The organism is Pseudomonas sp. PDM15 (assembly GCF_014851565.1).
Taxonomy (GTDB): domain Bacteria; phylum Pseudomonadota; class Gammaproteobacteria; order Pseudomonadales; family Pseudomonadaceae; genus Aquipseudomonas.
In genome coordinates this window covers 491,603-514,267 of the sequence record NZ_JACVAA010000001.1, presented here as the reverse complement: position 1 = coordinate 514,267, position 22,665 = coordinate 491,603, and the positions used below count along the sequence as shown (strand labels likewise).

The 22,665-nt window shown below is 65.7% G+C and carries 23 protein-coding genes; 14 read left to right on the top strand and 9 right to left on the bottom strand.

All coding sequences use genetic code 11. The annotated features are described in order from the left end of the window. Nucleotides 1-44: 44 nt before the first annotated feature. Complete coding sequence (locus IB232_RS02480; protein WP_192396979.1) at nucleotides 45-836, bottom strand: lysophospholipid acyltransferase family protein; 792 nt, start codon at nucleotides 834-836, stop codon at nucleotides 45-47. 118 nt (nucleotides 837-954) lie between these two features. Here IB232_RS02480 and IB232_RS02475 point away from each other — a divergent pair, with 118 nt between their 5' ends. After that, nucleotides 955-1,809 (top strand): sulfurtransferase, encoded by an 855-nt coding sequence (locus IB232_RS02475; RefSeq protein ID WP_192396978.1) that lies wholly within the window; start codon nucleotides 955-957, stop codon nucleotides 1,807-1,809. A gap of 4 nt (nucleotides 1,810-1,813) precedes the next feature. Here IB232_RS02475 and IB232_RS02470 read toward each other — a convergent pair whose 3' ends face one another. Beyond that, nucleotides 1,814-2,566, bottom strand: coding sequence for a helix-turn-helix transcriptional regulator (locus IB232_RS02470; protein ID WP_192396977.1), 753 nt, complete (start codon nucleotides 2,564-2,566; stop codon nucleotides 1,814-1,816). Nucleotides 2,567-2,749: 183 nt separating this feature from the next. On the opposite strand from IB232_RS02470, the gene lon reads away from it, so the two are divergent. The 4 genes from lon to IB232_RS02450 all read left to right on the top strand — a co-directional run bounded on the left by lon (nucleotide 2,750) and on the right by IB232_RS02450 (nucleotide 6,671). Further along, nucleotides 2,750-5,161 (top strand): endopeptidase La, encoded by a 2,412-nt coding sequence (gene lon / locus IB232_RS02465; RefSeq protein WP_192396976.1) that lies wholly within the window; start codon nucleotides 2,750-2,752, stop codon nucleotides 5,159-5,161. Between the two features lie 123 nt (nucleotides 5,162-5,284). Beyond that, nucleotides 5,285-5,686 carry a protease inhibitor I42 family protein gene (locus tag IB232_RS02460; RefSeq protein WP_137972325.1) on the top strand — a complete coding sequence of 134 codons (402 nt, stop codon included), beginning with the start codon at nucleotides 5,285-5,287 and terminating at the stop codon, nucleotides 5,684-5,686. 11 nt (nucleotides 5,687-5,697) lie between these two features. After that, nucleotides 5,698-5,889: a hypothetical protein gene (locus IB232_RS02455; protein WP_192396975.1), complete on the top strand. Its 192-nt coding sequence runs from the start codon at nucleotides 5,698-5,700 to the stop codon at nucleotides 5,887-5,889. Between the two features lie 95 nt (nucleotides 5,890-5,984). Beyond that, nucleotides 5,985-6,671 (top strand): lysoplasmalogenase, encoded by a 687-nt coding sequence (locus IB232_RS02450; RefSeq protein ID WP_192396974.1) that lies wholly within the window; start codon nucleotides 5,985-5,987, stop codon nucleotides 6,669-6,671. On the opposite strand, the gene IB232_RS02445 is transcribed toward IB232_RS02450, so the two are convergent. Continuing rightward, a complete protein-coding gene (locus IB232_RS02445; RefSeq protein WP_192396973.1) occupies nucleotides 6,626-8,326 on the bottom strand; it encodes a diguanylate cyclase in 1,701 nt (566 codons plus the stop codon). The two genes, IB232_RS02450 and IB232_RS02445, sit on opposite strands and share 46 nt — an antisense overlap. Before the next feature lie 166 nt (nucleotides 8,327-8,492). Here IB232_RS02445 and IB232_RS02440 point away from each other — a divergent pair, with 166 nt between their 5' ends. From IB232_RS02440 to cmoB, 3 genes are read left to right on the top strand one after another with little or no spacing between them, the layout of a single operon-like run. After that, nucleotides 8,493-9,062, top strand: coding sequence for a hypothetical protein (locus IB232_RS02440; protein WP_192396972.1), 570 nt, complete (start codon nucleotides 8,493-8,495; stop codon nucleotides 9,060-9,062). 33 nt (nucleotides 9,063-9,095) lie between these two features. Continuing rightward, the gene (gene cmoA / locus IB232_RS02435) at nucleotides 9,096-9,869 is read left to right on the top strand and encodes a carboxy-S-adenosyl-L-methionine synthase CmoA (RefSeq protein ID WP_192396971.1); all 774 of its coding nucleotides are present in this window, start codon (nucleotides 9,096-9,098) and stop codon (nucleotides 9,867-9,869) included. Then, nucleotides 9,866-10,837 (top strand): tRNA 5-methoxyuridine(34)/uridine 5-oxyacetic acid(34) synthase CmoB, encoded by a 972-nt coding sequence (gene cmoB, locus IB232_RS02430; protein ID WP_225592079.1) that lies wholly within the window; start codon nucleotides 9,866-9,868, stop codon nucleotides 10,835-10,837. The genes cmoA and cmoB overlap by 4 nt, the downstream gene beginning before the upstream one ends. 1 nt (nucleotide 10,838) lies before the next feature. On the opposite strand, the gene IB232_RS02425 is transcribed toward cmoB, so the two are convergent. Next, nucleotides 10,839-11,276 (bottom strand): PaaI family thioesterase, encoded by a 438-nt coding sequence (locus IB232_RS02425; RefSeq protein WP_192396970.1) that lies wholly within the window; start codon nucleotides 11,274-11,276, stop codon nucleotides 10,839-10,841. A 128-nt stretch (nucleotides 11,277-11,404) separates the two neighbouring features. Then, nucleotides 11,405-12,238 (bottom strand): S1 RNA-binding domain-containing protein, encoded by an 834-nt coding sequence (locus IB232_RS02420; RefSeq protein WP_192396969.1) that lies wholly within the window; start codon nucleotides 12,236-12,238, stop codon nucleotides 11,405-11,407. A gap of 178 nt (nucleotides 12,239-12,416) precedes the next feature. Here IB232_RS02420 and IB232_RS02415 point away from each other — a divergent pair, with 178 nt between their 5' ends. Then, complete coding sequence (locus tag IB232_RS02415) at nucleotides 12,417-14,618, top strand: LTA synthase family protein (RefSeq protein ID WP_192396968.1); 2,202 nt, start codon at nucleotides 12,417-12,419, stop codon at nucleotides 14,616-14,618. A 10-nt stretch (nucleotides 14,619-14,628) separates the two neighbouring features. Here the strand turns inward: IB232_RS02415 and IB232_RS02410 are convergent, their stop codons facing one another. Then, nucleotides 14,629-15,702, bottom strand: a complete 1,074-nt coding sequence (locus tag IB232_RS02410) for a PQQ-dependent sugar dehydrogenase (protein ID WP_225592125.1) — start codon at nucleotides 15,700-15,702, stop codon at nucleotides 14,629-14,631. A gap of 164 nt (nucleotides 15,703-15,866) precedes the next feature. Here IB232_RS02410 and IB232_RS02405 point away from each other — a divergent pair, with 164 nt between their 5' ends. Further along, complete coding sequence (locus IB232_RS02405) at nucleotides 15,867-16,589, top strand: rRNA pseudouridine synthase (protein ID WP_192396966.1); 723 nt, start codon at nucleotides 15,867-15,869, stop codon at nucleotides 16,587-16,589. On the opposite strand, the gene IB232_RS02400 is transcribed toward IB232_RS02405, so the two are convergent. Next, complete coding sequence (locus IB232_RS02400) at nucleotides 16,590-17,315, bottom strand: substrate-binding periplasmic protein (protein WP_192396965.1); 726 nt, start codon at nucleotides 17,313-17,315, stop codon at nucleotides 16,590-16,592. It abuts the gene before it with no gap. Between the two features lie 137 nt (nucleotides 17,316-17,452). Here IB232_RS02400 and IB232_RS02395 point away from each other — a divergent pair, with 137 nt between their 5' ends. Next, on the top strand, nucleotides 17,453-18,430 hold the full coding sequence (locus IB232_RS02395; protein WP_192396964.1) for a zinc-dependent alcohol dehydrogenase family protein: 978 nt from the start codon (nucleotides 17,453-17,455) through the stop codon (nucleotides 18,428-18,430). 96 nt (nucleotides 18,431-18,526) lie between these two features. Here the strand turns inward: IB232_RS02395 and IB232_RS02390 are convergent, their stop codons facing one another. Next, entirely contained in the window at nucleotides 18,527-19,867 is a 1,341-nt protein-coding gene (locus IB232_RS02390) for a DEAD/DEAH box helicase (RefSeq protein ID WP_192396963.1), read from the bottom strand. A 176-nt stretch (nucleotides 19,868-20,043) separates the two neighbouring features. On the opposite strand from IB232_RS02390, the gene IB232_RS02385 reads away from it, so the two are divergent. Genes IB232_RS02385 through IB232_RS02375 form a run of 3 tightly spaced genes read left to right on the top strand, consistent with a single transcriptional unit; the run spans nucleotide 20,044 to nucleotide 21,715 of the window. Further along, nucleotides 20,044-20,697, top strand: a complete 654-nt coding sequence (locus IB232_RS02385) for a 7-cyano-7-deazaguanine/7-aminomethyl-7-deazaguanine transporter (protein WP_192396962.1) — start codon at nucleotides 20,044-20,046, stop codon at nucleotides 20,695-20,697. 56 nt (nucleotides 20,698-20,753) lie between these two features. After that, nucleotides 20,754-21,164 (top strand): anti-virulence regulator CigR family protein, encoded by a 411-nt coding sequence (locus IB232_RS02380; RefSeq protein WP_192396961.1) that lies wholly within the window; start codon nucleotides 20,754-20,756, stop codon nucleotides 21,162-21,164. Nucleotides 21,165-21,175: 11 nt separating this feature from the next. Further along, on the top strand, nucleotides 21,176-21,715 hold the full coding sequence (locus tag IB232_RS02375; protein ID WP_192396960.1) for a dihydrofolate reductase family protein: 540 nt from the start codon (nucleotides 21,176-21,178) through the stop codon (nucleotides 21,713-21,715). Here IB232_RS02375 and rarD read toward each other — a convergent pair whose 3' ends face one another. Further along, nucleotides 21,716-22,612 carry an EamA family transporter RarD gene (gene rarD, locus IB232_RS02370; protein WP_192396959.1) on the bottom strand — a complete coding sequence of 299 codons (897 nt, stop codon included), beginning with the start codon at nucleotides 22,610-22,612 and terminating at the stop codon, nucleotides 21,716-21,718. It lies immediately after the preceding gene. Nucleotides 22,613-22,665 lie beyond the last annotated feature (53 nt).

Sequence of the window (22,665 nt, the reverse complement as noted above, 5' to 3'; positions counted from 1 at the left end):
CTGCCCCGCAATGAAGAAGCCCGCCATTCGGCGGGCTTTTTCGTTTACACCGGCTGTTCGGTGAGCCTGGCCGGCACCACGCTGGGCGCCGGCTCACCCAGCAGGTCCTGCATGCTCAGGCGCACCTGGGCCATCAACTCGGGCAACTGCTCGACGTCGTAGCGGCTGGCATCGATCGGCGCGCCGATGTGCAGCTGTACCGGCAGGCCGAGATTGAAACGCCAGGTGCGCGCCGGCAGCACCTCGGAGATGCCGCGGAACGCGATCGGCACTATCACCGCGTTGATGTCCAGGGCCAGGTGGAAGCAGCCTTTCTTGAACGGCAACAGCTGGCCGTCCCGAGAGCGGGTGCCCTCGGGCGCGGCCCACAGGACGATGCCGCTCTCCATCATGCGCTTGGCGTTCTCCAGGTCCTTCACCGCCTGCTGGCGATTGTGCCGGTCCACCGAGGGAAACTCGGCGGCGCGAATCGCAGAACCGAAGATCGGGATGCCGAACAGCTCCTTCTTCGCCAACATGCGGATCGAACCCGGCAGGGCGACGAAGCTGGCGGGGATGTCATAGTGGCTGGCGTGACTGCTGAGCAGGATGTAGCGGCGGCCGTCGTTGAAGTCGGGCATTGCGCCGTGCACGCTGAGGTTCATGCGTACCAGGCGCAGCAGCAGGCCCGACCAGCGGCGGGTATAGCGGTCCACGTCGGCACGCCGCAGGCGCCCAGTGACGGCACGCAGCAGGACCTTGCTGCAGTAATAGAACGTCACCAGCAGCGAACCCAGGACCACGCCGACGCGGCGGGCCAGGTTGGCGCTTTCGATGGCAGGATGCAGGCTGAGCATGGGGTTACCTCGTGTGGCGAACCGCAGTGAGAGTGCCAAAAGGCTCCCGGGTTCGCTTCTGGTTATTCGTGGCTGTCCTTATGATGCGTCTGGCCATGAATACGACACAGGAGGTCCCATGCCACTCGCCCAGCTGATCACCGCCGACCATCTGCACGCCCGCCTGCAGGAGCCGGGCCTGGTCATTCTCGACTGTCGCTTCGCCCTCGACGACCCGACCTACGGCGCCCGCAGCTACGGCGAGGGGCATATCCCCGGTGCCCGCTTCGCCGATCTGGAGCACGACCTCTCCTCGGCCAAGATCAAGAGCGTCACCGGCCGCCATCCGTTGCCCGAACCGGCTGCGCTGATCGACCGACTGCGCGCCTGGGGCATCGACAACGACTCGCCCATCGCCCTGTACGACGACGGCCCCGGCGCCTTCGCCGCCCGCGCCTGGTGGCTGCTGGCCTGGCTGGGCAAGCGTGAGGGCGTGTACCTGCTCGATGGCGGCCTCAAGGCCTGGAAGGAAGCCGGCCTGCCGCTGAGCACCGAGGCCCCGGTAGCTGCACCGGGGAATTTCCGCGGCCAGGCGGATGCCGCCTTGTTGTTGCACGCAGGGCAACTGCAGCAGCGCCTGGGCAACCCCGAGCTGACCCTGCTCGACGCCCGCGCCCTGCCCCGCTTCCGTGGCGAAACGGAGCCACTGGACCCAGTGGCCGGCCATATTCCCGGGGCTCAGTGCGCAGTGTTCACCGACAACCTGGGTGGCGACGGCCGCTTCCTGCCAGCCGAGCAGCTGCGCGCCCGCTTCGACGCCCTGCGCGGCTCGCGCCCGGTGGAATCGCTGGTGGCCTATTGCGGCTCGGGCGTCACCGCCTGTCACAACCTGTTCGCCATGAGCCTGGCCGGCTATCCGCTGGCGCCGCTGTACGCCGGCTCGTGGAGCGAATGGATCACAGATCCGGCGCGGCCAGTGGCGACCGGCGACTGAGGATCTACTGCAGGCCGCGCAGCCGCTTGGGCGTCAGCCCCATGTAGCGGCGCATGGCCGTGGTCAGCGCACTCTGACTAGAGAATCCGCACTCCTCGGCGATCCGCACCAGCGCCAGCGGGCTCTCGCGCAGCAGGCGTGCGGCGTGGTCGAGGCGGGTCTTGAGCAGGTACTGGTGCGGCGTCAGGCCCACGCTGTCCTTGAACTGGGCGTGGAAGTGGCTGGGACTGAGGCAGGCCACCTGGGCCAGCTCGATCACCGTGATCCGGTGTGCCAGGTGCTCGGCGATATAGGCGTCCAGCCGCCCCAGATCGAGGTTGGCAATGGTGCCGCGTCCGCGCTCGCCGAACAGGCGCAGGTGCAGCGCGCGCAACAGCACGCCGCCCAGGGCGCGGGCCAGGTGCGGGTCGCTGCCATAACGGGCCAGCTCCGCGCCGGCGTAGCTCAGCAGGTTCTGGAAATCGGCATCCAGGGTCGGGTAGCGCGGGCTCTCGAATAGCTCGGCGAGCAGGCTGAGGTCTTCCGGCGAGGTATCGCGTTCATCCAGGTCGAGGATCAGCATGCGATTGTCACCCATGCCGGCGAACTGGTGGTCGGCGTCGCCCGGCACCAGGCAGGCGCGCATGCGGCTGACTTCGCCACCACGGCCGCTGACCTCGAATTCCGCGCGCCCGGACAGCGACATCACCAGCTGGTGATAGTCATGGGCATGTTCGTGGGCCTGGCTGTCCAGACATGCGAGGCGGGCATTGAGCATGGAGATGCACCAAAGCGAAGCGAGGGTTGCACTTTAACCAGTTAAACCGCAAAGAGGCAGTAGCACCGACAAATGGCATTGGTTGCACCTTTGCGTGAAAAGGCGCAACCAGAGAACAGGATTGAAATCCCTGCGGCCTCGCCCCATCTAAACCGCATCATCGATCGACTGAACAGGGCCGCCATGAGCGATCAGGACAACAGCTCCGACTACAGTTCCGAGTACATCGAGGCCGAGGCGCACCGCCAGGCCACCCACCTTGCACTGCCCGGCCAGACGCTGCCGGACAAGCTCTACGTACTGCCCATCCACAACCGGCCGTTCTTCCCGGCCCAGGTGCTGCCGGTGATCGTCAGCGAGGAACACTGGACCGAGACCCTGGAGCTGGTGGCCAATACCGAGCACAAGTGCCTGGCGCTGTTCTACGTCGACCAGCCGGTGACCGACCCGCGCCATTTCGATACCGCCTCCCTGCCCAAACACGGCACCCTGGTGAAGATCCACCAGGCCAGCCGGGTCGACGGCAAGCTGCAGTTCGTTGCCCAGGGCCTCAGCCGGGTCAAGGTACGCGGCTGGCTCAAGCGCCATCGCCCCCCCTACCTGGCCGAAGTCGAGTATCCATCGAGCGCCAGCGACCAGCGCGACGAGGTCAAGGCCTACGGCATGGCGCTGATCAACGCGATCAAGGAACTGCTGCCGCTCAACCCGCTGTACAGCGAAGAGCTGAAGAACTACCTCAACCGTTTCAGCCCCAACGATCCATCGCCGCTCACCGACTTCGCCGCCGCCCTGACCACCGCGCCAGCCGGTGTGCTGCAGGAAGTGCTGGATACCGTTCCGGTCCTCAAGCGCATGGAGAAGGTGCTGCCGCTGCTGCGCAAGGAGGTGGAGGTCGCGCGCCTGCAGAACGAGCTGTCCGCCGAGGTCGACCGCAAGATCGGCCAGCACCAGCGCGAGTTCTTCCTCAAGGAACAGCTCAAGGTGATCCAGCATGAACTGGGCATCACCAAGGATGATCGCAGCGCCGACGCCGACGAGTTCCGCGCGCGCCTGGCCGGCAAGACCCTGCCCGAGCAGGCGAAGAAACGTATCGACGAGGAACTGCACAAACTGGCGATCCTGGAAACCGGCTCGCCGGAATACGCCGTGACCCGCAACTACCTGGACTGGGCCACCGCCCTGCCCTGGGGCGTGTTCGGCCAGGACAAGCTCGACCTCGGCCATGCTCGCAAGGTGCTGGACAAGCATCACGCCGGGATGGACGACATCAAGGCACGCATCACTGAGTTCCTCGCCGTCGGCGCCTTCAAGGGTGAGATCTCCGGCAGTATCGTGCTGCTGGTCGGCCCACCCGGCGTGGGCAAGACCAGCATCGGCAAGTCCATCGCAGAATCCCTCGGCCGGCCGTTCTACAGGTTCAGTGTGGGCGGTATGCGCGACGAGGCGGAGATCAAGGGCCACCGCCGCACCTACATCGGCGCCATGCCCGGCAAGCTGGTGCAGGCGCTGAAGGAAGCCGAGGTGATGAACCCGGTGATCATGCTCGACGAGATCGACAAGATGGGCGCCAGCTACCAGGGCGACCCGGCCTCGGCGCTGCTGGAAACCCTCGACCCAGAGCAGAACGTCGAATTCCTCGACCACTACCTGGACCTGCGCCTGGATCTGTCCAAGGTGCTGTTCGTGTGCACCGCCAACACCCTCGATTCCATTCCCGGCCCGCTGCTTGACCGCATGGAAGTGATCCGCCTGTCTGGCTATATCGCTGAGGAGAAGCTGGCTATCGCCAAGCGCCACCTGTGGCCGCGTCAGCTGCAAAAGGCCGGGGTAAGCAAGAACCAGCTGAGCATCAGCGATGCGGCGCTGAAGGGCGTGATCGAGGGCTACGCCCGCGAGGCCGGGGTGCGCCAGCTGGAGAAGCAGTTGGGCAAACTGGTGCGCAAGGCCGTGGTGCAGCTGCTGGACAACCCGGGCAGCCAGGTGAAGATCGCCCCCCGCGACTTGGAGGCCTACCTGGGCATGCCGGTGTTCCGCGGCGAGCAGGTATTCAACGGCACCGGCGTGATCACCGGCCTGGCCTGGACCAGCATGGGCGGCGCCACCCTGCCGATCGAGGCCACGCGCATTCACACCCTCAACCGAGGCTTCAAGCTCACCGGCCAGCTCGGCGAAGTGATGAAGGAGTCGGCGGAGATCGCCTATAGCTACATCGGCGCCCACCTGAAGAAGTTCGGTGGCGATGCGACCTTCTTCGATCAGGCTTTCGTCCACCTCCACGTACCGGAAGGCGCTACCCCCAAGGATGGCCCCAGTGCCGGCATCAGCATGGCCAGCGCCCTGCTCTCCCTGGCCCGCAACCAGGCGCCGAAGAAGGGCGTGGCCATGACCGGCGAGCTGACCCTCACCGGCCAGGTGCTGCCCATCGGCGGAGTCCGCGAGAAGGTGATAGCCGCGCGGCGGCAGAAGATCTTCGAACTGATCCTGCCGGAGGCCAACCGTGGCGACTTCGCCGAATTGCCGGACTATCTCAAGGAGGGGCTGACCGTGCACTTCGCCAGACGCTATACCGACGTGGCCAGGGTGCTGTTCGGCTGATATGCAGGGCGGCTGAAGTCCGTGCCGTTGTGTACGAGCGTCACCCGACCTGGTCGCGCCCTCTCGCCCGCACGCGGAGCCAACGGCTATGCTGTGCGGGCTTATGATCGACAGGAGTCCGCCATGAACCGTGCCCACCGCCTGCTGCTTCCTTGCAGCCTCGCCCTGCTCGCCGCCTGCACCTCGCAGCCGAAACCCAGCGTGAGCGTGGAAGAGAAGCAACTCGGCAAATGCCCGATGGAGCTGCACAGCGGCCAGACCCTGAACATCACCCTGCCGAGCAATCCCACCACCGGCTTCCGATGGGTCGTGGCCGATGCCGCGCCCGGCGTGCTGCGCAGCCTGGGCAAGGAGGTCTACGTGACGCCGGAAGACGCTGGACTGGTGGGAGCCGGCGGTCAGTCCACCTGGCGCTACCAGGCCTATCAGCCCGGCACGGGCCGCCTGCTGATGCAGTACCGGCGTCCCTGGGAAGTGGAAGTGAAGCCGGCCAAGATCATCGACTGCCAGATCGAAGTGCGCTGAGCCGCATAACCATGGCCAGGGTACGTCTGCCCAAGAACCTTGGTGACTGTGAAATCATCACCACCAAAGCTGGCAGCCCGGCCGTCTGGAATCGCAAGTCCGGAAAGAATCGTTTTCTACTCGCCTGCCGCAATCGCGAAGAGGCCGAGCGAGTCCTGCAGAGAATCAAGGAACGCGACAAGCAAGAAGAAATCTGGCTCTAGCAGCTGACGCGATAAAGCACCCGGCCTGGCACTTAACGCACTGGCCTCGGCCAGGGCGATGGCAATAATGGCGCAAACAACAAGAGAGTCCCGCCATGCGCCCACTGCTGCTGATCGTCGCCCTCGCCGGCGTCGCCCTTTTCCTGCTCGGCCTGCACTTCGAACTCAAGTGGCTGACGCTGCTGAGCAAGCCACTACCAATTATCTGCCTGCTGATCTGGCTGCATCAGGCGCCCGCAGGCACCCATAGGCGCTGGATCGCCATCGGCCTGGGACTGTCGTTGCTGGGCGACATGCTGCTGCAGTGGCCGGCCGACCTCTTCGTGTTCGGCCTGGGTGCCTTCCTGCTCGCTCACCTGGCCTACTTGGTGGCTTACCTGAGCGATACACGTCGCCTGGCGCCCATGGACCTGCTGCTCGCCATCCTGGCGGCCGGCGGCATGTTCTTCGTGCTGGCCAGCGCCGGCCTTGGGCCACTGCTGCTACCGGTAGCCCTGTACAGCCTGGCCATCGGCGCCATGCTGTGGCGAGCGCTGGCGCGGGTCGGCGTGGTGGCTAGCACCTCGGCCTGGCTGGCAGCGGGCGGTGCGGCGCTGTTCGTGCTGTCGGATAGCCTGATCGGCATCAATCGCTTCGTCGCACCGTTCGAGGGCGCCAGCTACGCCATCATCCTCAGCTACTGGCTGGGGCAGTTCGGCATCACCGCTTCGGCGGTGGCCCTGCTCACCCGACCGGCTCAGCTGGAAGGTGCCTCCTCGGCGCCATCCATTTCCCGACGGTAGATGCACAGGCGGTTACGCCCGCCACGCTTGGCCTGGTACAGGGCCAGGTCGGCGGCATGCAGCAGGGCGTCCATCTGCTCGCCGTCCAGCGGGAACCAGGCCAGGCCGAGGGAAATATTGATCGGCCCCAGCGGCTGGCCGCCGTAGCGTACCTGCAGGCGGCTGACGGCCAGGCGCAGGGACTCGCAGCGCTCGATGGCGTCTTCGCGACTGATTTCCGGCATCACCAGACAGAACTCCTCGCCGCCATAGCGGCAGGCCAGGTCGCTGGTGCGCACGCTACGCTTCATCTCCATGGCCAGGTGGCGCAGCACCAGGTCGCCAGCCTCGTGACCGAAGGTGTCGTTGAAGCGCTTGAAGTGATCCACGTCGAGCAACACCACGGCCACCGGCACCTGCTTGCGCGCGGCGCGCAGCAACTCGCGGCGCAGGGTTTCGTCGAGGAAGCGACGGTTGTGCAGGCCGGTCAAGGCATCCACCAGCGACTGCTGGCGCAGGCTCTCTCTCAGCGACAGGTTGGACACGCCCAGCGACACTTGCTCGGCGAAGGCCTCGGCCAGCTCCAGGTCGGCCGCCATTTCGCCACCCAGGGTCAACACGCCCAGCGGCTCGCCCTGGGCCATCATCGGCACACAGACATAACCATGCTCGGTAAGGGATGTGCCGTGCAGATGCGGGCAAAGCAGATCCTTGTCCGGGTCGCGTACCTGGTGGCTCTGGCCGCGACGGATGGCCCAGCACGCATGTGGCTCGAACAGGTCGAGGCCCGGCGGCCATTCGCCCCAATGGGCGACGCTCTCCAGCACATCGCGCGAAGGATGGTAAAGCGTAAGGCCACCGGCATTCTGCGGAAACAGCTGCCCGGCGAAGCGCCCGATGATGCCGTAGCATTCCTCGAAGCTGTTGATCGAGTGCAGCGCACCCGCCATCCGGCTGAGCAGGGAAATCTCGCGGTTGCGCAGCTCCAGGCGCTGCATGCCGGTCGATAGCTGCTCGCTCAGATGGCGCAGGTTGAGGCGGGCGGTGCGCCCGTCCTTGAGGGTGCGGAAGGTGAAGTGGAACAACAGGCCGATCAACACCAGATCGAGCAGCCCGATTGCCACGGTCGCGCCCCACATCACCCGCCGCTGCCACTCGCGCCGCTGCTCCAGAACCTGCAGGCGTGTGTTGAGGATGGCCTGCATCTCGCCGCTGAAGCCGCGCAGGGTATCCATCAACTGCTTGCCCTTGCCGGCCGAGATTTGCGCAATGGCCGCTTCCAGGCCTTCCAGGCGACGGATGTCGACAATGCCCTGCAGGTAGCTGCGCTGCTCGGCGATTACCGGCTGCAGCCTGTCCAGCTGTTGCTTGAGCTCGGCATCGCGGGCTGCCTCCTGGCCGAGCTCCAGCAGCAACCGATCCACATCGGAGAAGCCCAGATACAGGGGCGAAAGAAAATCGTCCCGCCCGGTGATGACGAAACCGCGCTGCCCGGTCTCGCCGTCGGTCAACGCCGCCAGCAGTTGCTCGCTGCGCGCCAGCAGCCTCTCCTCATGCTCGTAGCGCACATGAGTCGCCTCGATCCAACTCTCGCCGAACAGCGGCACCAGCACATTCAGGCTGAGCATCAGGATGGCCAGCATAAAGCCGGCCTGGAGTCGGGTTGCCGTCCGCATTCCCAGCGTTCCTTATCGGGCAGATAGCACAAGAGTAACCCTTGCGGCCCGGATAGCCACCCGTTTCCGGTCATCGCCACGGATAAGCCGACTGTCTCACGGGTGAGACGGCAGCGCTTCGCCAAATCGTCTATAGAGAGAGTCAGGACCTTTCAAGGAGGCTGCCATGCGCGGCTACCCGTGGGCGCTACTGATGCTCTCGCTGTTCTTGCTGTCCGGCTGCACCAGCCTGCTGCCCAGTCAACGTGCCGAGGTCACCTCTCCCTTCGGGGACTATCTCGACACCGAGATCCGCTACGCCCAGGCGCAACCGGGCAAGACCACCCGCGTCGAGCTGTTCGACCTGGGCTTCGACCCGCTCAGCCAGGGCAACGGCAAGATGCTCTCGTTCATCGATCTGCGTCTGATGTTCGTCCAGCCCAACGTGCCGATCGAATACCTGCCGGACGGCATGCTGCGCTGTCTGGAGGCCAAGGATCGCTGCATCGGCTACGCCTTCGAGTTCAACAAGACCGACACCCAGCGTGTGGGCAGCTTCTGGGCCGATGTGCTCAACTTCCGCAAGACGCGGGAGCTGAAAGGTTGGACCTTCCGCGCGGTATTCGTGCTGGTCGACGACACGCTGGTGCACAAGGTCAGCAACGGCGAGCCGAACATCCGCCGCTACGAGGTCAAGCGCAACCCGCTGGGCCCGCTGCAGGGCGGCGGCGAATTCATCCTGGATCAGTTGCCCTGATGGCGGTTGGGTTGCTGCAAGCTCTTGGCTAGAATGCCGGCCTTTGCGCCCGGACCGATCACCGTGAAACAGCAGCCCGACCGACTCTTCGCCCAGCCCCTGGACCAGGTGCCGGACTTCGTCTTCAACGAGGACGTGGCCAAGGTCTTCCCGGACATGATCAAGCGCTCGGTGCCCGGCTACCCGACCATCGTCGAGAACCTCGGCGTACTGGCCGCGCAATTCGCCCAGCCGCACAGTGCCCTGTACGACCTCGGCTGTTCCCTTGGCGCGGTGACCCAGGCCCTGCGCCGCCACGTGCGCACCGATGACTGCCGAGTGATCGCGGTGGACAACTCCCATGCCATGGTCGAGCGCTGCTCCGAATATCTGCACGCCCAGGACGCCATGTTCCAGGAGCTGCTGCCAGTCGAGGTGATCGAAGCGGATATCCTCAGCCTGGACTTCCAGCCCGCCTCGCTGGTGGCGCTCAACTTCACCCTGCAGTTCGTCGCGCCGGAACAGCGCCAGGAGCTGCTGAGCCGCATCCGCCAGGCCTTGCTGCCCGGCGGCGCGCTGATCCTCTCCGAGAAGCTGCGTTTCGAGGACGACGCCGAGCATACCCTGCTCGGTGAGCTGCACCTGGCGTTCAAGCGCGCCAATGGCTACAGCGAGCTGGAAATCGCCCAGAAACGCAGCGCCATCGAGAACGTGATGAAACCCGACAGCCTGGAGCAGCATCGCGAACGCCTGCTGGCCGCTGGTTTCTCCAAGGTCGTGCCCTGGTTCCAGTGCCTCAACTTTGCCTCGCTGATCGCCCTGCCATGATTTTCTCTCGCCTCGACCTCGACGCCCTGCAACAGCAATTGGCCGGCAGCCCGCTGCAGGACTGGGCCGCCGACCTGCCCGCCCAGCTTGACGCCAAGCTTGCCGTGGGCCACGGCGACCTCGCGCGTTGGTTCGCCGCCGTCGAGGCGTTGCCGACGCTGGCGCTGGAAACGACCGAATTGCGCACTGCGCTGCGCCTGGACGGCACCTGCGACGAGGCCTCCCGCGCCGCGCTGAAGAGCGCGCTGCAGGGCCTGATCCCCTGGCGCAAGGGGCCCTTCGAGCTGTTCGGCGTGCATGTCGACACCGAATGGCGTTCCGACTGGAAATGGGAACGGGTCGCCCCGCATCTGGATCTGGCCGGCAAACGCATCCTCGATGTCGGCTGCGGCAATGGCTACTACATGTGGCGCATGCTCGGCGCCGGTGCCGATGCCGTGGTTGGCGTCGATCCCAACTGGCTGTTCCTCAACCAGTTCCTCGCGGTGAAGCACTACCTGCCCGATGCGCCGGCCTGGCACCTGCCGCTGGCATTGGAAGAGCTGCCGGCGAAGCTGGAAGGCTTCGACACGGTGTTTTCCATGGGCGTGCTCTATCACCGTCGCTCGCCCATCGACCATCTGCTGGAGCTCAAGGACTGCCTGCTCAAGGGCGGCGAGCTGGTGCTGGAAACCCTGGTGGTGGAAGGCGACGCCCAGCAGGTGCTGGTGCCCGAGGACCGCTACGCGATGATGCGCAACGTCTGGTTCCTGCCCTCGGTGCCGGCGCTGGAGCTGTGGCTGCGCCGCGCCGGCTTCGTCGATGTGCGCTGCGTGGATGTCTCCACCACCAGCGTGGAAGAGCAGCGCAGCACCGACTGGATGCGCTACCAGTCGCTGCCGGAATTCCTCGACCCGGCCGACCACAGCCGTACCCTCGAAGGCCTGCCAGCCCCGACCCGTGCGGTGCTGCTGGCGCGCAAGCCCTGACTCAGTCCGGGTAGCCCAAAGCGTCGCCCAGGCGAATCTTGCTGCGCACGAACACCCCGTTGCCGCGCCCCACTTCCTTGCCGTCCTCGCCATACAGCACGGCTTCGGCGATGAACTGCGACTTGTTGCGGTTGACCACCCTACCTACCGCCTTCAGCTTGCCGGCCGACACCGGGCGGGTGAGGTAGGTGGTGAAGGCCGTGGTCAGCACGAACACCTCGGGCTCCAGGGAGTTGGCGGCGAAGAAAGCCGCGTCGTCGAGCAATTTGAAGTAGACCGAGCCATGTACCGCACCGGCGGCGTGAAAGAACTTCCCCTCCACCTGAATCTCGATCTCCGCCTCGCCGTCGCTGACACGCATGACCGGCTGGTAGAAGGCGTTGACCGGCGCGGCGCCATACATGTTCTGCAAACGCTGATAGTGTTCCTCGGGGCTCATGGCGACTCCGCTGTGTGAAATACGCCCCCACTCTAACGCGCCGCAACGCCGGCGAAATCGCCGCGGCCAGACAGCCCGCGAGCATGGCGGAATCGGCCGCTAGGCTGCATACCGCCTGCGCTTCGGTGTCAGACCAGCTCGATGCGGTCATCCAGGATGCGGATCAGCCCCTGTTTGAACAGCCCGCCGATGGCCTTCTTGAAATTGCCCTTGCTGACGCTGAAGATTTTGCTGATGGCCTCGGGCGAGCTCTTGTCGGATAGCGCCAGGCTGCCGCCAGCATTACGCAGCGCAGTGAGGATCTGCTCGGACAGCTCATCGCGGGCCTGCTGGCCGACCTGCTGCAGGCTCAGGCTGATCTTGCCATCGGCGCGCAGCTCCTTGATGAAGCCCTTTTCCTGAGAGCCGCCACGCAGGAACTTGAACACCTCGTTCTTGTGGATCAGCCCCCAGTGCTGGCCATTGATGATGGCCTTGAAGCCCAGATCGGTCTGCTCGACCACTAGCAGATCCACTTCCTGGCCGACCTGGTAGTTCGGTGGGGTCTTGTCCAGATAGCGATCCAGCCGCGCGGTGGCAGTGATGCGTCGGCTGCGGTCGAGGTAGACGTGCACCACGCAGTAGTCGCCGACCTGCAGCGGGCGCTTCTCTTCGGAGTGCGGCATCAACAGGTCCTTGGACAGGCCCCAGTCGAAGAACAGGCCGATGCGATTGATATCCACCACCTTGAGGCTGGCGAAGCCGCCGACCTGTACCTTGGGCTTCTCGGTGGTGGCGATCAGGCGGTCTTCACTGTCCAGGTAGACGAACACGTTGAGCCAATCGCCGACCTCGCACGGCTCGCCCTTGGGGATGTAGCGCTTGGGCAGGAGGATCTCGCCGTCGGCATCGCCGTCGAGATAGAGGCCGAAGTCGGCCAGCTTGGCCACCTGCAGAGAGTTGTAGCGCCCGATCAGAGCCATGTTCACCACCCAATTCGAAGAGGCGAGCATTCTACACCCTGGCGCCAAGAGACAGCCGGTAACATGCGCCACTGGCGTCTAGCACGGGCATGTTTCAGAATCATGGCATTCCGCAACTTCGACCCGCTCCATCTGTCTGAACTACACGGATTCTCGCTGCCCTATCTCAGGAGCTCCTGTGCGCCTTTCCAGTCGCTGGCTGCCGTACCCTGCCGCGTCGCTTTTCGCCCTCGGCCTGCTGTTCGTTGTGCTGCCCATCGCCGCCCGCTACTGGCTGGGCTGGTCCAGCTGGCCGGGCTATGTCTCCGACCTGGGCATCGGCGGGCTGCCCCTGCTGCTGTGCTATCGCCGGCCGCTGCTGGCGGCTCCGCTGGCCGCGATCTGGGCCCTCTTTCTGCTGAGCAACGCCGAGCTGGTCAACGCCGTCGGACGCATGCCCGAGCCCAGCGACCTCAAATACCTGAGCGACCCCCAGTTCGTCAGCCAGTCCACCCAGGGTAGCGGCCTGCGCTATCCGCTACTGGCCGGCGCCCTGGTGATCAGCGTGCTGGCCTGCCTGCTGGTCGGACGCCGCGCCGGACCGAAGATTTCCCGCTACGCCTATGCACTGCCGGTCGCCCTGCTATTCAGCCACGCCATCGACCAGTACATCGAGCCGAGCGAAGACGACCAGTGGCGCCTGTTCAACCTGCCGCACAAGGTGCTGGCCGAAGGCACCAGCCGAGCCCGGGTGGCGGTGGAGGACTGGTATGCCGGCGAGGATTCCGGCCTGCCGCCGGATATCGACGGTCTGAGCAAGCTGGACCTCTCTGGTACACCGCTGCTGCCGGGTGGCGGCAAGGCGCGCAACGTGCTGATCGTGACCCTTGAAGGCATTCCCGGCGCCTATATCGCCAAGAACCGCCAGCTCATCGGCAGCAGCTACGAAGAAGACCTGATGCCGCGCCTGAGCGAGTGGGCCGAGCGCAGTATGACCACGCCTGACTACGTGCTGCACAGCCACCAGACCATCCGCGGCCTGTACGCCATGCTCTGTGGCGACTACGGCAAGCTGGACTCCGGCACGCCCAAGGGCGTGGAGCTGCTCAACAGCCAGACCCGCAATCTGCAGTGCCTGCCGCACCAGATGCGCACCATGGGCTTCCGCACCCACTTCCTGCAGGGTGCCGGTCTGCGCTTCATGGCCAAGGACCAGATCATGCCGCACATGGGCTTCCAGCAGACCCACGGCCGCGACTGGTTCAAGAACAAGCCGTACCTGGAATTCCCCTGGGGCATGGACGACAAGTCCTATTTCGAAGGCGCGCTGAAGTACGTCAAGCAGCTGCGCGGCAACCAGCAGCCGTGGATGCTCACCCTGCTCACCGTCGGCACCCACCAGCCCTACTCCGCGCCCAAGGAGTATCTGGAGCGCTACCCCACCGCCAAGCAGGCCGCCATCGGCTACCTGGACGATGCGGTCGCGGACTTCCTCGCAGGCCTGGAAAAACAGGGCGTGCTGAAGGACACCCTGGTGATCGTCACCTCCGACGAATCCCACGGCCTGGAAAACGTACGCCTGGCTTCGGCCTGGGGCTTCAACCTGGTGCTGGCGCCGGACGGCGACAAGCTGCCCCAGGTCAAGCCAGGGGTATACGGCCACGTCGACCTGACCGCCTCGGTGCTGGACTACTTCGACCTGCCAGTACCGGACAACATCGCCGGCCGCTCGCTGTTCCGCGACTACGCCAAGCCCCGCGAGATCATGTCTTACACCAATGGCCTGCTGCGCCAGCACGACGGCAGGGTGTTCACCGAGTGCAACTTCCAGCAGGTTTGCCGCCGCTATGAGAGCGCAGGCTTCATCGCCGACCATCCCAAGTACCTGGGTCGGGTCAGCGGCCGTCAGGCGCGTCTGGTCAGCCAGCGCGCTGCCCTGCTCGACCAGTCCATCACGGGTGGGCAGATCGGCCAGCGCTACCAGTTCGCCAACCGCGAGCGCATCGACCTCAAGGCCGAGTCGCGTGACGACTGGGCGGACAACCTGATCGGCGCCCAGTACCTGGAAATGCCCAAGGGCACCCGCACCCGCGTGACCCTGAAGATCGAGGCCGTGCGTCTGGATCGCAGCGGCGCCGCGCTACGCCTGATCACCAAGGAGTTCGACCGCAACAACAGCCTGGTCATTCCGCCGCTGCCTGCGCTCAAACGCGGCGAGAGCGTCGAGCTGAGCTTCGACTTCGACAACCCGGAAACGCGCAAGGCCTTCTCCTTCCACCTGCTCGGCGAAGGCCGCGGCGCCATCCGTATCAGCGACTTCAGCGTGGTCACCGAGCCGCTGCCGCCGGAGCTGGTGGCCAACCAGGAAGTCGACTCGGCCATGGAGGCGGCGGCCCACTGAGGGCCGCCACTCAGTCGGCCAACCCCAGCCGAACCAGCTTGCCGTCCGGCGCATCGGTCAGCAGATACAGATAGCCATCCGGCCCCTGGCGCACATCGCGGATGCGCCAGCCCTTGTCCTGCAGCAACCGCTCCTCGTGCCCTACCCTGTCGCCGTCCAGCTGCAGGCGGATCAGCGACTGATCGGCCAATGCGCCGATGAACAGGCTGTGCCGCCAGGCCGGAAAGCGCTCGGCGGCATAAAAGGCCATGCCGGAGATCGCCGGCGACTTTTCCCACACATGCTGCGGCGCCTCGGTGCCGGCCACCACCTCGCCCTGCGCCTCGGGAATCGGCAGCATGCTGTAGTTGACCCCGTGGGTGGCCAGCGGCCAGCCGTAATTCAAACCCTTGCGCGGGATATTGATCTCGTCGCCGCCGCGCGGGCCGTGCTCGTGCAGCCAGATGACGCCGCTCCAGGGATTGAGCGCCATTCCCTGGGGATTGCGGTGGCCGTAGGACCAGATCTCCGCGCGCACGCCCGGCTTGCCGACGAAGGGATTGTCCGGCGGTACGCTGCCATCCGGGTTCAGCCGCACCAGCTTGCCCTGCAGCTTGTCCAGCTCCTGGGCGGTGGCGCGCTGGTTGTTCTCGCCCAGGCTGATGTACAGCAAACCCTGTCGATCGAAGGCCAGGCGCGAACCGAAATGAATGCCCTCGGACAGCTTGGGCTGCTGGCGGAAGATCACACGAAAATCCTCCAGTGCACTCATGTCTTCCTTCAGCCGACCACAGCCGACGGCCGTACCGGCCTTGTCATCGGACTCGTCCGCCTCGGCGTAGCTCAGGTAGACCAGGCGATCTCTGGCGAAGTCCGGCGACAGCGCCACGTCCAGCAAGCCGCCCTGGCCACGGGCATACACCTGCGGTACCCCAGCCACTGGCGCCTGCAGGCGGCCCTGGGCATCCAGCCAGCGCAGGCGCCCGGGGCGCTCGGTGATCAGGCTGCCCTGGCCATCCGGCAGGAAGGCGAGGCTCCACGGGTGTTCCAGACCACCCACCACCTCGGTCAGCTGCAATTCGCCCAGCTCACTACGCTCGGCCATGACCGGCGACGCCAGCAACGCGCCCGTGATCAGGATTGCCAGTATCCGCCGCATGTTCGTCCTCGCTCTCAGCCGACCTTTCGCCCGACCTTTCTTTTAGCCCAATCCCGGCAGCCGTCCCAGGCCGGGTACAATGCCTTTCATTTCCCGATGTGACATCCGCCATGACCGAAGCCGAACGCCTGTCGAAACGCCTGATCCAGCAGACTTCCTGCTCGCGCCGCGAGGCGGAGCTGTATATCGAGGGCGGCTGGGTCACCGTGGATGGCCAGGTGATCGAGGAGCCGCAACACCCGGTGCGCGACGAGCAGATCGTGCTACTGCCCGGCGCCAAGGCCGAGACCCAGCCGCCGATCACCCTGCTGCTGCACAAGCCGGTCGGCCTCGGTTGCGGCATGGGCGCCAACTCCACCCAACAACTGCTCAGCCACGCTCACCACTGGGCCGAGGACGCCAGCGGCATCCGCCCGCTGAACCGCCACCTGCGCCGCCTGGAGCTGCTCACCCCGCTGGAAACCGATGCCAGCGGCCTGCTGGTGTTCAGCCAGAGCCATGCGGTGGTACGCCTGTTCAAGGAGCAAGGCGCAACGCTGGAGCAGGAATACCTGGTGGAGGTCGCCGGCAGCCTGGATGAGAAAGGCCTCAAGCGCCTGAGCTTCGGCCAGACCTACAAGGGCGTGACGGTGCCGCCGTGCAAGGTCAGCTGGCAGAGCGAGACGCGCCTGCGCTTCGCCATCAAGGCCGTGCAACCCGGCCAGCTGCGCTTCATGTGCGAGAACGTCGGCCTGCAGGTACTGGGCGTTCGCCGCCTGCGCTTCGGCCGCACCGGCCTGGCCAAGGTGCCGGTCGGCCAGTGGCGCTATCTGGGGCTCAACGAGAAGTTCTGATCAATAGTCGGCGTAGCGCTGCTCTATGCGCAGGTATTCGCCATTGGCGCGGATGGCTGCCAGGCCACGGTTGAAGCGCTCGCTCTGCTCCGGCAGACGGAAGCCGACGCTGTAGGCGGTCGGCGGGAACAGCATGTACAGGGTCACCGGCTGGCTGGTATCGACCTGCTCGCCGACCTCGCGATTGAAGTAGCGCATGATGCGCGGATCGCCCACCACCACGTCGATGCGCCCGCTGTACAGCAGGCGGTTGCGATTGATCTGCTGGGCCTCCTCGCGGTAGCGCGGATTGGCCTCGGCCATGGCCTGGAATTCCGGACCCAGCAGGTGGCGGGCGCGCTGGAAGGTACTGATCGAGTAATGCGCCAGGTCGGCGATGCTGGTGATGCGATAGCCCCGCGACGACAGCGCCAGGGCGACGTTCTGACAATGGATGTAGGGCGCCGAGTAATACGCCGGCATGCCGCTGTAGGCATTGGTGGTGGCGATGCCATCCAGCTCGCCCTTGCTCAGCGCCAGATGCAGCCGCTCCATCGGTGCATAGCGCACCTCCACCTCGTCGCCGGCGGCGCGCACGGCGGCCACCACGATCTCGTATTCCAGCCCGCGGCTCAGCCCCTCGAACACATAGGGCGGCTTGTGCGTGCCGAAGCCGATGCGCAGCGACTCGGCCGTGGCGGCGGGTGCCAGCAGCAGAAACAGCCACGGCCAGGCGCGTGAAAACATGCAGTCCCCCTTAGCGATGGATCAAGCATAGGTGTTCGCCCATGGCTGGCGCCATCACCCGCGCATATGCCGGGCGATTCATCCCATGGCGGCGTCTTGGGTCTAGACTCAGCGCTCTCAGACGATGGAGAACTGCCATGCTCAAAGCCGAATACCAACACCGCGGCAAGGTCCCACAGGACGTGATCGAAGCGGTGGAACTGCAACTGCCGCCGCTGCCGGCCGGCCAAGCCCTGGTCAAGGTGCTGGCGGCACCGATCAACCCTTCCGATGTGCTGACCCTGACCGGCGAATACGGCATGCTGCCGCCGCTGCCGGCCATCGGCGGCAACGAAGGCGTCGGCCGCGTCGAACAGCTGGGCGAAGGCGTGAGCAACGTCAAGGTCGGCCAGACCGTGCTGCTGCCGGTGGGCATCGGCACCTGGGTCACTCACCTGCACGCCCCCGCCGCCAAGCTGATCCCGCTGCCGGACGCCGATCCGCAGCAGTTGGCGATGATGACCATCAACCCGCCGACCGCCTCGCTGCTACTCAGCGAGTTCGTCGACCTCAAGCCGGGCGACTGGGTGATCCAGAACGCCGCCAACTCCGGTGTCGGCGGCTACCTGATCCAGCTGGCCAAGCTGCGTGGCTTCAAGACCATCAACGTGGTGCGTCGCGAAGCTGCGGTGGCCGGGGTCAAGGCCGAGGGCGGTGACGTGGTGCTGCTGGACGGCCCAGACCTGCACAAGCGCGTACGCGAGGCCACCAGCGGTGCGCCGGTGATGCTCGGCATCGACGCCGTGGGTGGCACGGCCACCGACCACGTGGCGGCCTGCCTGAGCGAGGGCGGCACCCTGGTGAACTACGGCCTGATGAGCGGCGAGCCGTGTCAGGTGTCGGCGGCCTCCTTCGTGTTCCGCGACGTGACCCTGCGCGGCTTCTGGCTGGCCAAGTGGTTCCAGAAGGCCAGCCAAGCCGACCAGTTCCGCGTGTTCGGCGAGCTGACCCAGCTGATCGCCAGCGGCAAGCTCAAGGCCCGCGTGGCGGCCACCTACAACATCAGCCAGATCAAGGAAGCCATCGCCGCGGCCGCCGCCGGCGAACGCGACGGCAAGATCCTGATCGTGCCCTGATGGTCGCGCGGTGGACTCTTCAGGATGCACTCACTTGGACGAGTGCAACCTGCGGAGCCGCAAAAGCAGAGGGGGCCTTTCGGCCCCCTCTTCGTTTCACTCCGCTGCCGGCTTCTTGCGCTTCAGCGGTGCCAGGCCGTCCTGGCTGACCAATGCCGACGGCGCCGGCTTGGGCGCATTGGCACGGCGCTTGGGTGCGGTCTTGCCGGCCGCTTTCTTGGCGCCATCCTTCTTGTCAGTCTTTTTCTTCTTTACCCCGACGGCCTTGCCGGACGCCTTGACGTTCTTCGGCCCCTGGTAGCTGCCTTTCAGTTCCGCAATGGTACGGCGTTCGAAGCGCTGCTTGAGGTAGCGCTCGATGCTCGACATGAGGTTCCAGTCGTTGTGGCAGATCAGCGATACAGCCAGACCATTCGCACCAGCGCGACCGGTACGGCCAATGCGGTGCACGTACTCGTCGCCGGAGCGCGGCATGTCGAAGTTGATCACCAGGTCCAGGCCCTCGATATCCAGGCCGCGGGCCGCCACGTCGGTGGCCACCAGCACCTTGCTGCCGCCCTGCTTGAGACGGTCGATGGCCAGCTTGCGGTCCTTCTGGTCCTTGTCACCGTGCAGCACGAAGGCCTTGTAGTCGGCCGCCACCAGGCGCCCGTACAGGCGGTCGGCCTGCACCCGGGTGTTGGTGAAGACGATGGCCTTGCGGTAGGTCTCGTTGCTCAGCAGCCAGTGCACCAGGCGCTCTTTGTGCCCCGGGTCATCGGCGGTGATGATCTGCTGGACGGTGGTCTCGCTGAGCTGATCGACACTGTTGAGCTTGAGGTGCACCGGCTCACGCAGCACCTTGGCGATCATCTCGCGCAGCACCTTGCCACCGCCTGTCGCGGAAAACAGCAGGGTCTGCTGGCGGTTGGCGCATTCCTTGGTGATGCGTTCGATGTCCTCGGCGAAGCCCATGTCGAGCATGCGATCCGCCTCGTCCAGCACCAGCACCTCGACGCCGTTGAGCTTCAGGCTACCGGCGTTGAGGTGTTCCATCAGGCGGCCCGGCGTGGCGATCAGCAGGTCCGGTTGGCGGCGCAGCATGGCCGCCTGTTCCTTGAAGTCCTCACCGCCGGTGACCAGTGCCGACTTGATGAAGGTGAACTGGGAGAAGCGCTCGGCTTCCTTGAGAATCTGCTGGGCCAGCTCGCGGGTCGGCAGCAGAATCAGCGAACGCACATCGGTACGCTGCTTGGAGTTGGCGTCGCCGAGCAGGCGATTGAACAGCGGCAGCAGGAAGGCCGCGGTCTTGCCGCTACCGGTCTGCGCCGTCACCCGCAGGTCACGCCCTTCCAGAGCCGGCGGAATGGCCACCAGCTGCACCGGCGTCGGCTCGGTGAAGTTGAGCTCGGCCACGGCCTTGAGCAGGCGTTCATGCAGGGCGAATTGGGAAAACACGGGGGGCTTACCTCGGCGCAGATCGAAAACAGGTTGCATAGGGTAACGGTTGTGGGGGCAAAAGGCCGCATCTGATCGATTTTTGTACAAATCCGTCCGAACGGATAGAATGCGCGCCGCCAGCCATTCCGGCCGGCATGGGTTCCCTAACCCCATCCACTAAAAAGGTAGCTTCCATGCTTCTGCCCCATACGGCGCACCAGCGTTCGGCCCTGGCCGTGCTGATCGTCTTCCATATCCTCATCATCATCGCCAGCAACTACCTGGTGCAGCTGCCGATCACCCTGTTCGGCTGGCACACCACCTGGGGCGCGTTCAGCTTCCCGTTCATCTTCCTGGCCAGCGACCTGACCGTGCGCCTGCTCGGCAAGAGCCCGGCGCGCCAGGTGATCGCCCGGGTGATGATCCCCGCCCTGCTCGCTTCCTACGTGGTCTCGGTGCTTTTCCAGGAAGGTGTCTTCCGCGGCCTGGCGGCACTCGGCGAGTACAACGAGTTCGTCCTGCGCATCTCGGTGGCCAGCTTCCTCGCCTATGTGCTCGGGCAACTGCTCGATATCCAGGTGTTCGACCGTCTGCGCCAGCTGCCGCAGTGGTGGATAGCGCCAACCGCCTCGACCATCCTCGGCAACCTGCTGGACACCTTCGCCTTCTTCTCGGTGGCCTTCTGGCGCAGCGACAACCCCTTCATGGCCGAGCACTGGGTGGAAATCGCCACGGTGGACTACGGGGTCAAGCTGGCCGTCAGCCTGATGCTGTTCGTGCCGCTGTACGGCGTGCTGCTGCGAGCCATACTGCGAGTGCTGGACAACCGGAGCCGCGCGCTGGCCTGAAGGAACATTCAAGCGAGGCGGGGCTCGAATCTGTATACCCTATCGGAGAAGGCCCCATGCCTCGCATCCTGCCGCTCACCCTGCTCGCCGCCGCCCTCGCCCTTGGCCTGAACAGCGCCGGCGCCGCGCCCAAACACGACAAGCATGACAAGCACGGCGGCGGCGGTGATCCCGACGTCACCGTCGACCTGCGCGGTCCGAGCATCGACATCGGCCGGGTACGTGTCGTCCTCGGTGACAACCGCAACCTGATCGGCCCCGCCGACTCGCTGCCGCCGGGCATCCGCAAGAACCTGGCGCGCGGCAAGCCGCTGCCGCCCGGCATCGCCAAGCGCTTCGACAGCCGCCTGCTCGGCCAGCTGCCGCACTACGACGGCTACGAGTGGCGCCAGGTCGGTACCGATGTGGTGCTGGTGGCCCTGGCCAGCGGGCTGATCTACGAGATCATCGAGAACGTGCTGGACTGATCGGCGGCCGCATGAAGCCACAACTGATCTACTACGTTGCCGCCAGCCTGGATGGCTATATCGCCCGCCCGGATGGCGCCGTGGACTGGCTGGAGAGCATCGAGGCCTCCGGCGAGGATCACGGCTACGAAGGCTTCTACCAGAGCATCGATGGCCTGCTGATGGGCCGCGCCACCTACGACATGGTGCGCGGCTTGGGCAGCGACTGGCCCTACCCCGGCAAACCCTGCCTCGTCCTCGCGCGCAATCCTCTGGAGCACCCGCCGGCCGGCGTGCAGGGTCGTCACTGCACGCCGAGCGAGGCCCTGGATGAACTGGCCGCGAGGGGCTGCAAGCGGGTCTGGCTGGTCGGCGGCGGCAGCCTGGCCGGCAACTGCCTGGCCGCCGGGCTGCTCGACGAACTGGTGGTGAGCGTCATCCCGCACCTGCTCGGCGCCGGCATCCAGCTGTTCGCCACCGGCCTCGAGCATCGGCTGAGCCTGCAGGCACATCGGGTGTTCTCCAGCGGCGTGGCGCAGCTGCACTACCAGGTGCTGGCGGAAGACGTCTGACTAACTCGCCTGCCGCGCCTGCTTGTGCAGCAGGCGCGCGCTGTCCCAGCCCATGAGCAGCACCGCCAGCCAGATCGGCCCATAGGTCCACAACTGCTGGGGTGCGAAGGCCTCGCCTAGGAACAGCACGGCGACGCCGAACAGCAGCACCGGCTCCACATAACTGAGAATGCCGAACAGCCCCAGCGGCAACAGGCGGCTGGCCGCCATCATGGCGCCGAAGGCTAAGGCGCTGAGCAGGCCAAGGCCGGGCAATAGCCACCACAGCTGCGGCGCCTCGGTGAACACCGCCGGCGGCCCGTAGGCATGAATCAGCCAGATGGCCAGCGGCGCCAGCATCAGCATCTCCAGGACGAAGCCGGACAGCGCGTCCAGGCGCATCCAGCGGCGTAGCATGAAGTACGGCGGATAGCCTAGGGCAGCGACCAGAGTCACCCAGGAGAAGGCGCGGGTCAGCCACAGCTCATGAGCCACACCCAGCAGCGCACAGGCCACGGCGATGCGCTGCAGCGGACGTAGGCGCTCGCCATAGAACAGCCGGCCGACCAGCACCATGGCCAGCGGCAGCAGGAAGTAGCCGAGGGACACATCGAGCATTCTGCCGGCCAAAGGCGCCCAGACAAACAGCAGCCATTGCACGCCCATCAACGCCGCCGCCAGCGGCAGCGCAGCCAGCAGCAGCGGCTCACGGCGCAGGCGCACGAAGGCGGCACCGAGCACACCCCACCGCCGGGCGAACGCCACCAGCAACAGGACCGCCGGAATCGACCAGAGGATGCGCTGGGCGAACACCTGCAGGCCGTCCAGCGGCGCCAGCTCGCGCACATAGCCGGGAATCAGCACGAATAGCACCGACGCCACCACCGACAGCAGCACACCACGACCCGACAACTGCACCGTCGCCTCCGACCACCCGATTCAAGGTGAGCTATGGCAACACAGTCCGTTCG

Bases quoted from the DNA above. Each gene is read 5' to 3' on its own strand.
- IB232_RS02480 (WP_192396979.1), bottom strand. From the start codon at position 836: ATGCTCAGCCTGCATCCTGCCATCGAAAGCGCCAACCTGGCCCGCCGC.
- IB232_RS02475 (WP_192396978.1), top strand. From the start codon at position 955: ATGCCACTCGCCCAGCTGATCACCGCCGACCATCTGCACGCCCGCCTG.
- IB232_RS02470 (WP_192396977.1), bottom strand. From the start codon at position 2,566: ATGCTCAATGCCCGCCTCGCATGTCTGGACAGCCAGGCCCACGAACAT.
- lon (WP_192396976.1), top strand. From the start codon at position 2,750: ATGAGCGATCAGGACAACAGCTCCGACTACAGTTCCGAGTACATCGAG.
- IB232_RS02460 (WP_137972325.1), top strand. From the start codon at position 5,285: ATGAACCGTGCCCACCGCCTGCTGCTTCCTTGCAGCCTCGCCCTGCTC.
- IB232_RS02455 (WP_192396975.1), top strand. From the start codon at position 5,698: ATGGCCAGGGTACGTCTGCCCAAGAACCTTGGTGACTGTGAAATCATC.
- IB232_RS02450 (WP_192396974.1), top strand. From the start codon at position 5,985: ATGCGCCCACTGCTGCTGATCGTCGCCCTCGCCGGCGTCGCCCTTTTC.
- IB232_RS02445 (WP_192396973.1), bottom strand. From the start codon at position 8,326: ATGCGGACGGCAACCCGACTCCAGGCCGGCTTTATGCTGGCCATCCTG.
- IB232_RS02440 (WP_192396972.1), top strand. From the start codon at position 8,493: ATGCGCGGCTACCCGTGGGCGCTACTGATGCTCTCGCTGTTCTTGCTG.
- cmoA (WP_192396971.1), top strand. From the start codon at position 9,096: ATGCCGGCCTTTGCGCCCGGACCGATCACCGTGAAACAGCAGCCCGAC.
- cmoB (WP_225592079.1), top strand. From the start codon at position 9,866: ATGATTTTCTCTCGCCTCGACCTCGACGCCCTGCAACAGCAATTGGCC.
- IB232_RS02425 (WP_192396970.1), bottom strand. From the start codon at position 11,276: ATGAGCCCCGAGGAACACTATCAGCGTTTGCAGAACATGTATGGCGCC.
- IB232_RS02420 (WP_192396969.1), bottom strand. From the start codon at position 12,238: ATGGCTCTGATCGGGCGCTACAACTCTCTGCAGGTGGCCAAGCTGGCC.
- IB232_RS02410 (WP_225592125.1), bottom strand. From the start codon at position 15,702: ATGGCCGAGCGTAGTGAGCTGGGCGAATTGCAGCTGACCGAGGTGGTG.
- IB232_RS02405 (WP_192396966.1), top strand. From the start codon at position 15,867: ATGACCGAAGCCGAACGCCTGTCGAAACGCCTGATCCAGCAGACTTCC.
- IB232_RS02400 (WP_192396965.1), bottom strand. From the start codon at position 17,315: ATGTTTTCACGCGCCTGGCCGTGGCTGTTTCTGCTGCTGGCACCCGCC.
- IB232_RS02395 (WP_192396964.1), top strand. From the start codon at position 17,453: ATGCTCAAAGCCGAATACCAACACCGCGGCAAGGTCCCACAGGACGTG.
- IB232_RS02385 (WP_192396962.1), top strand. From the start codon at position 20,044: ATGCTTCTGCCCCATACGGCGCACCAGCGTTCGGCCCTGGCCGTGCTG.
- IB232_RS02380 (WP_192396961.1), top strand. From the start codon at position 20,754: ATGCCTCGCATCCTGCCGCTCACCCTGCTCGCCGCCGCCCTCGCCCTT.
- IB232_RS02375 (WP_192396960.1), top strand. From the start codon at position 21,176: ATGAAGCCACAACTGATCTACTACGTTGCCGCCAGCCTGGATGGCTAT.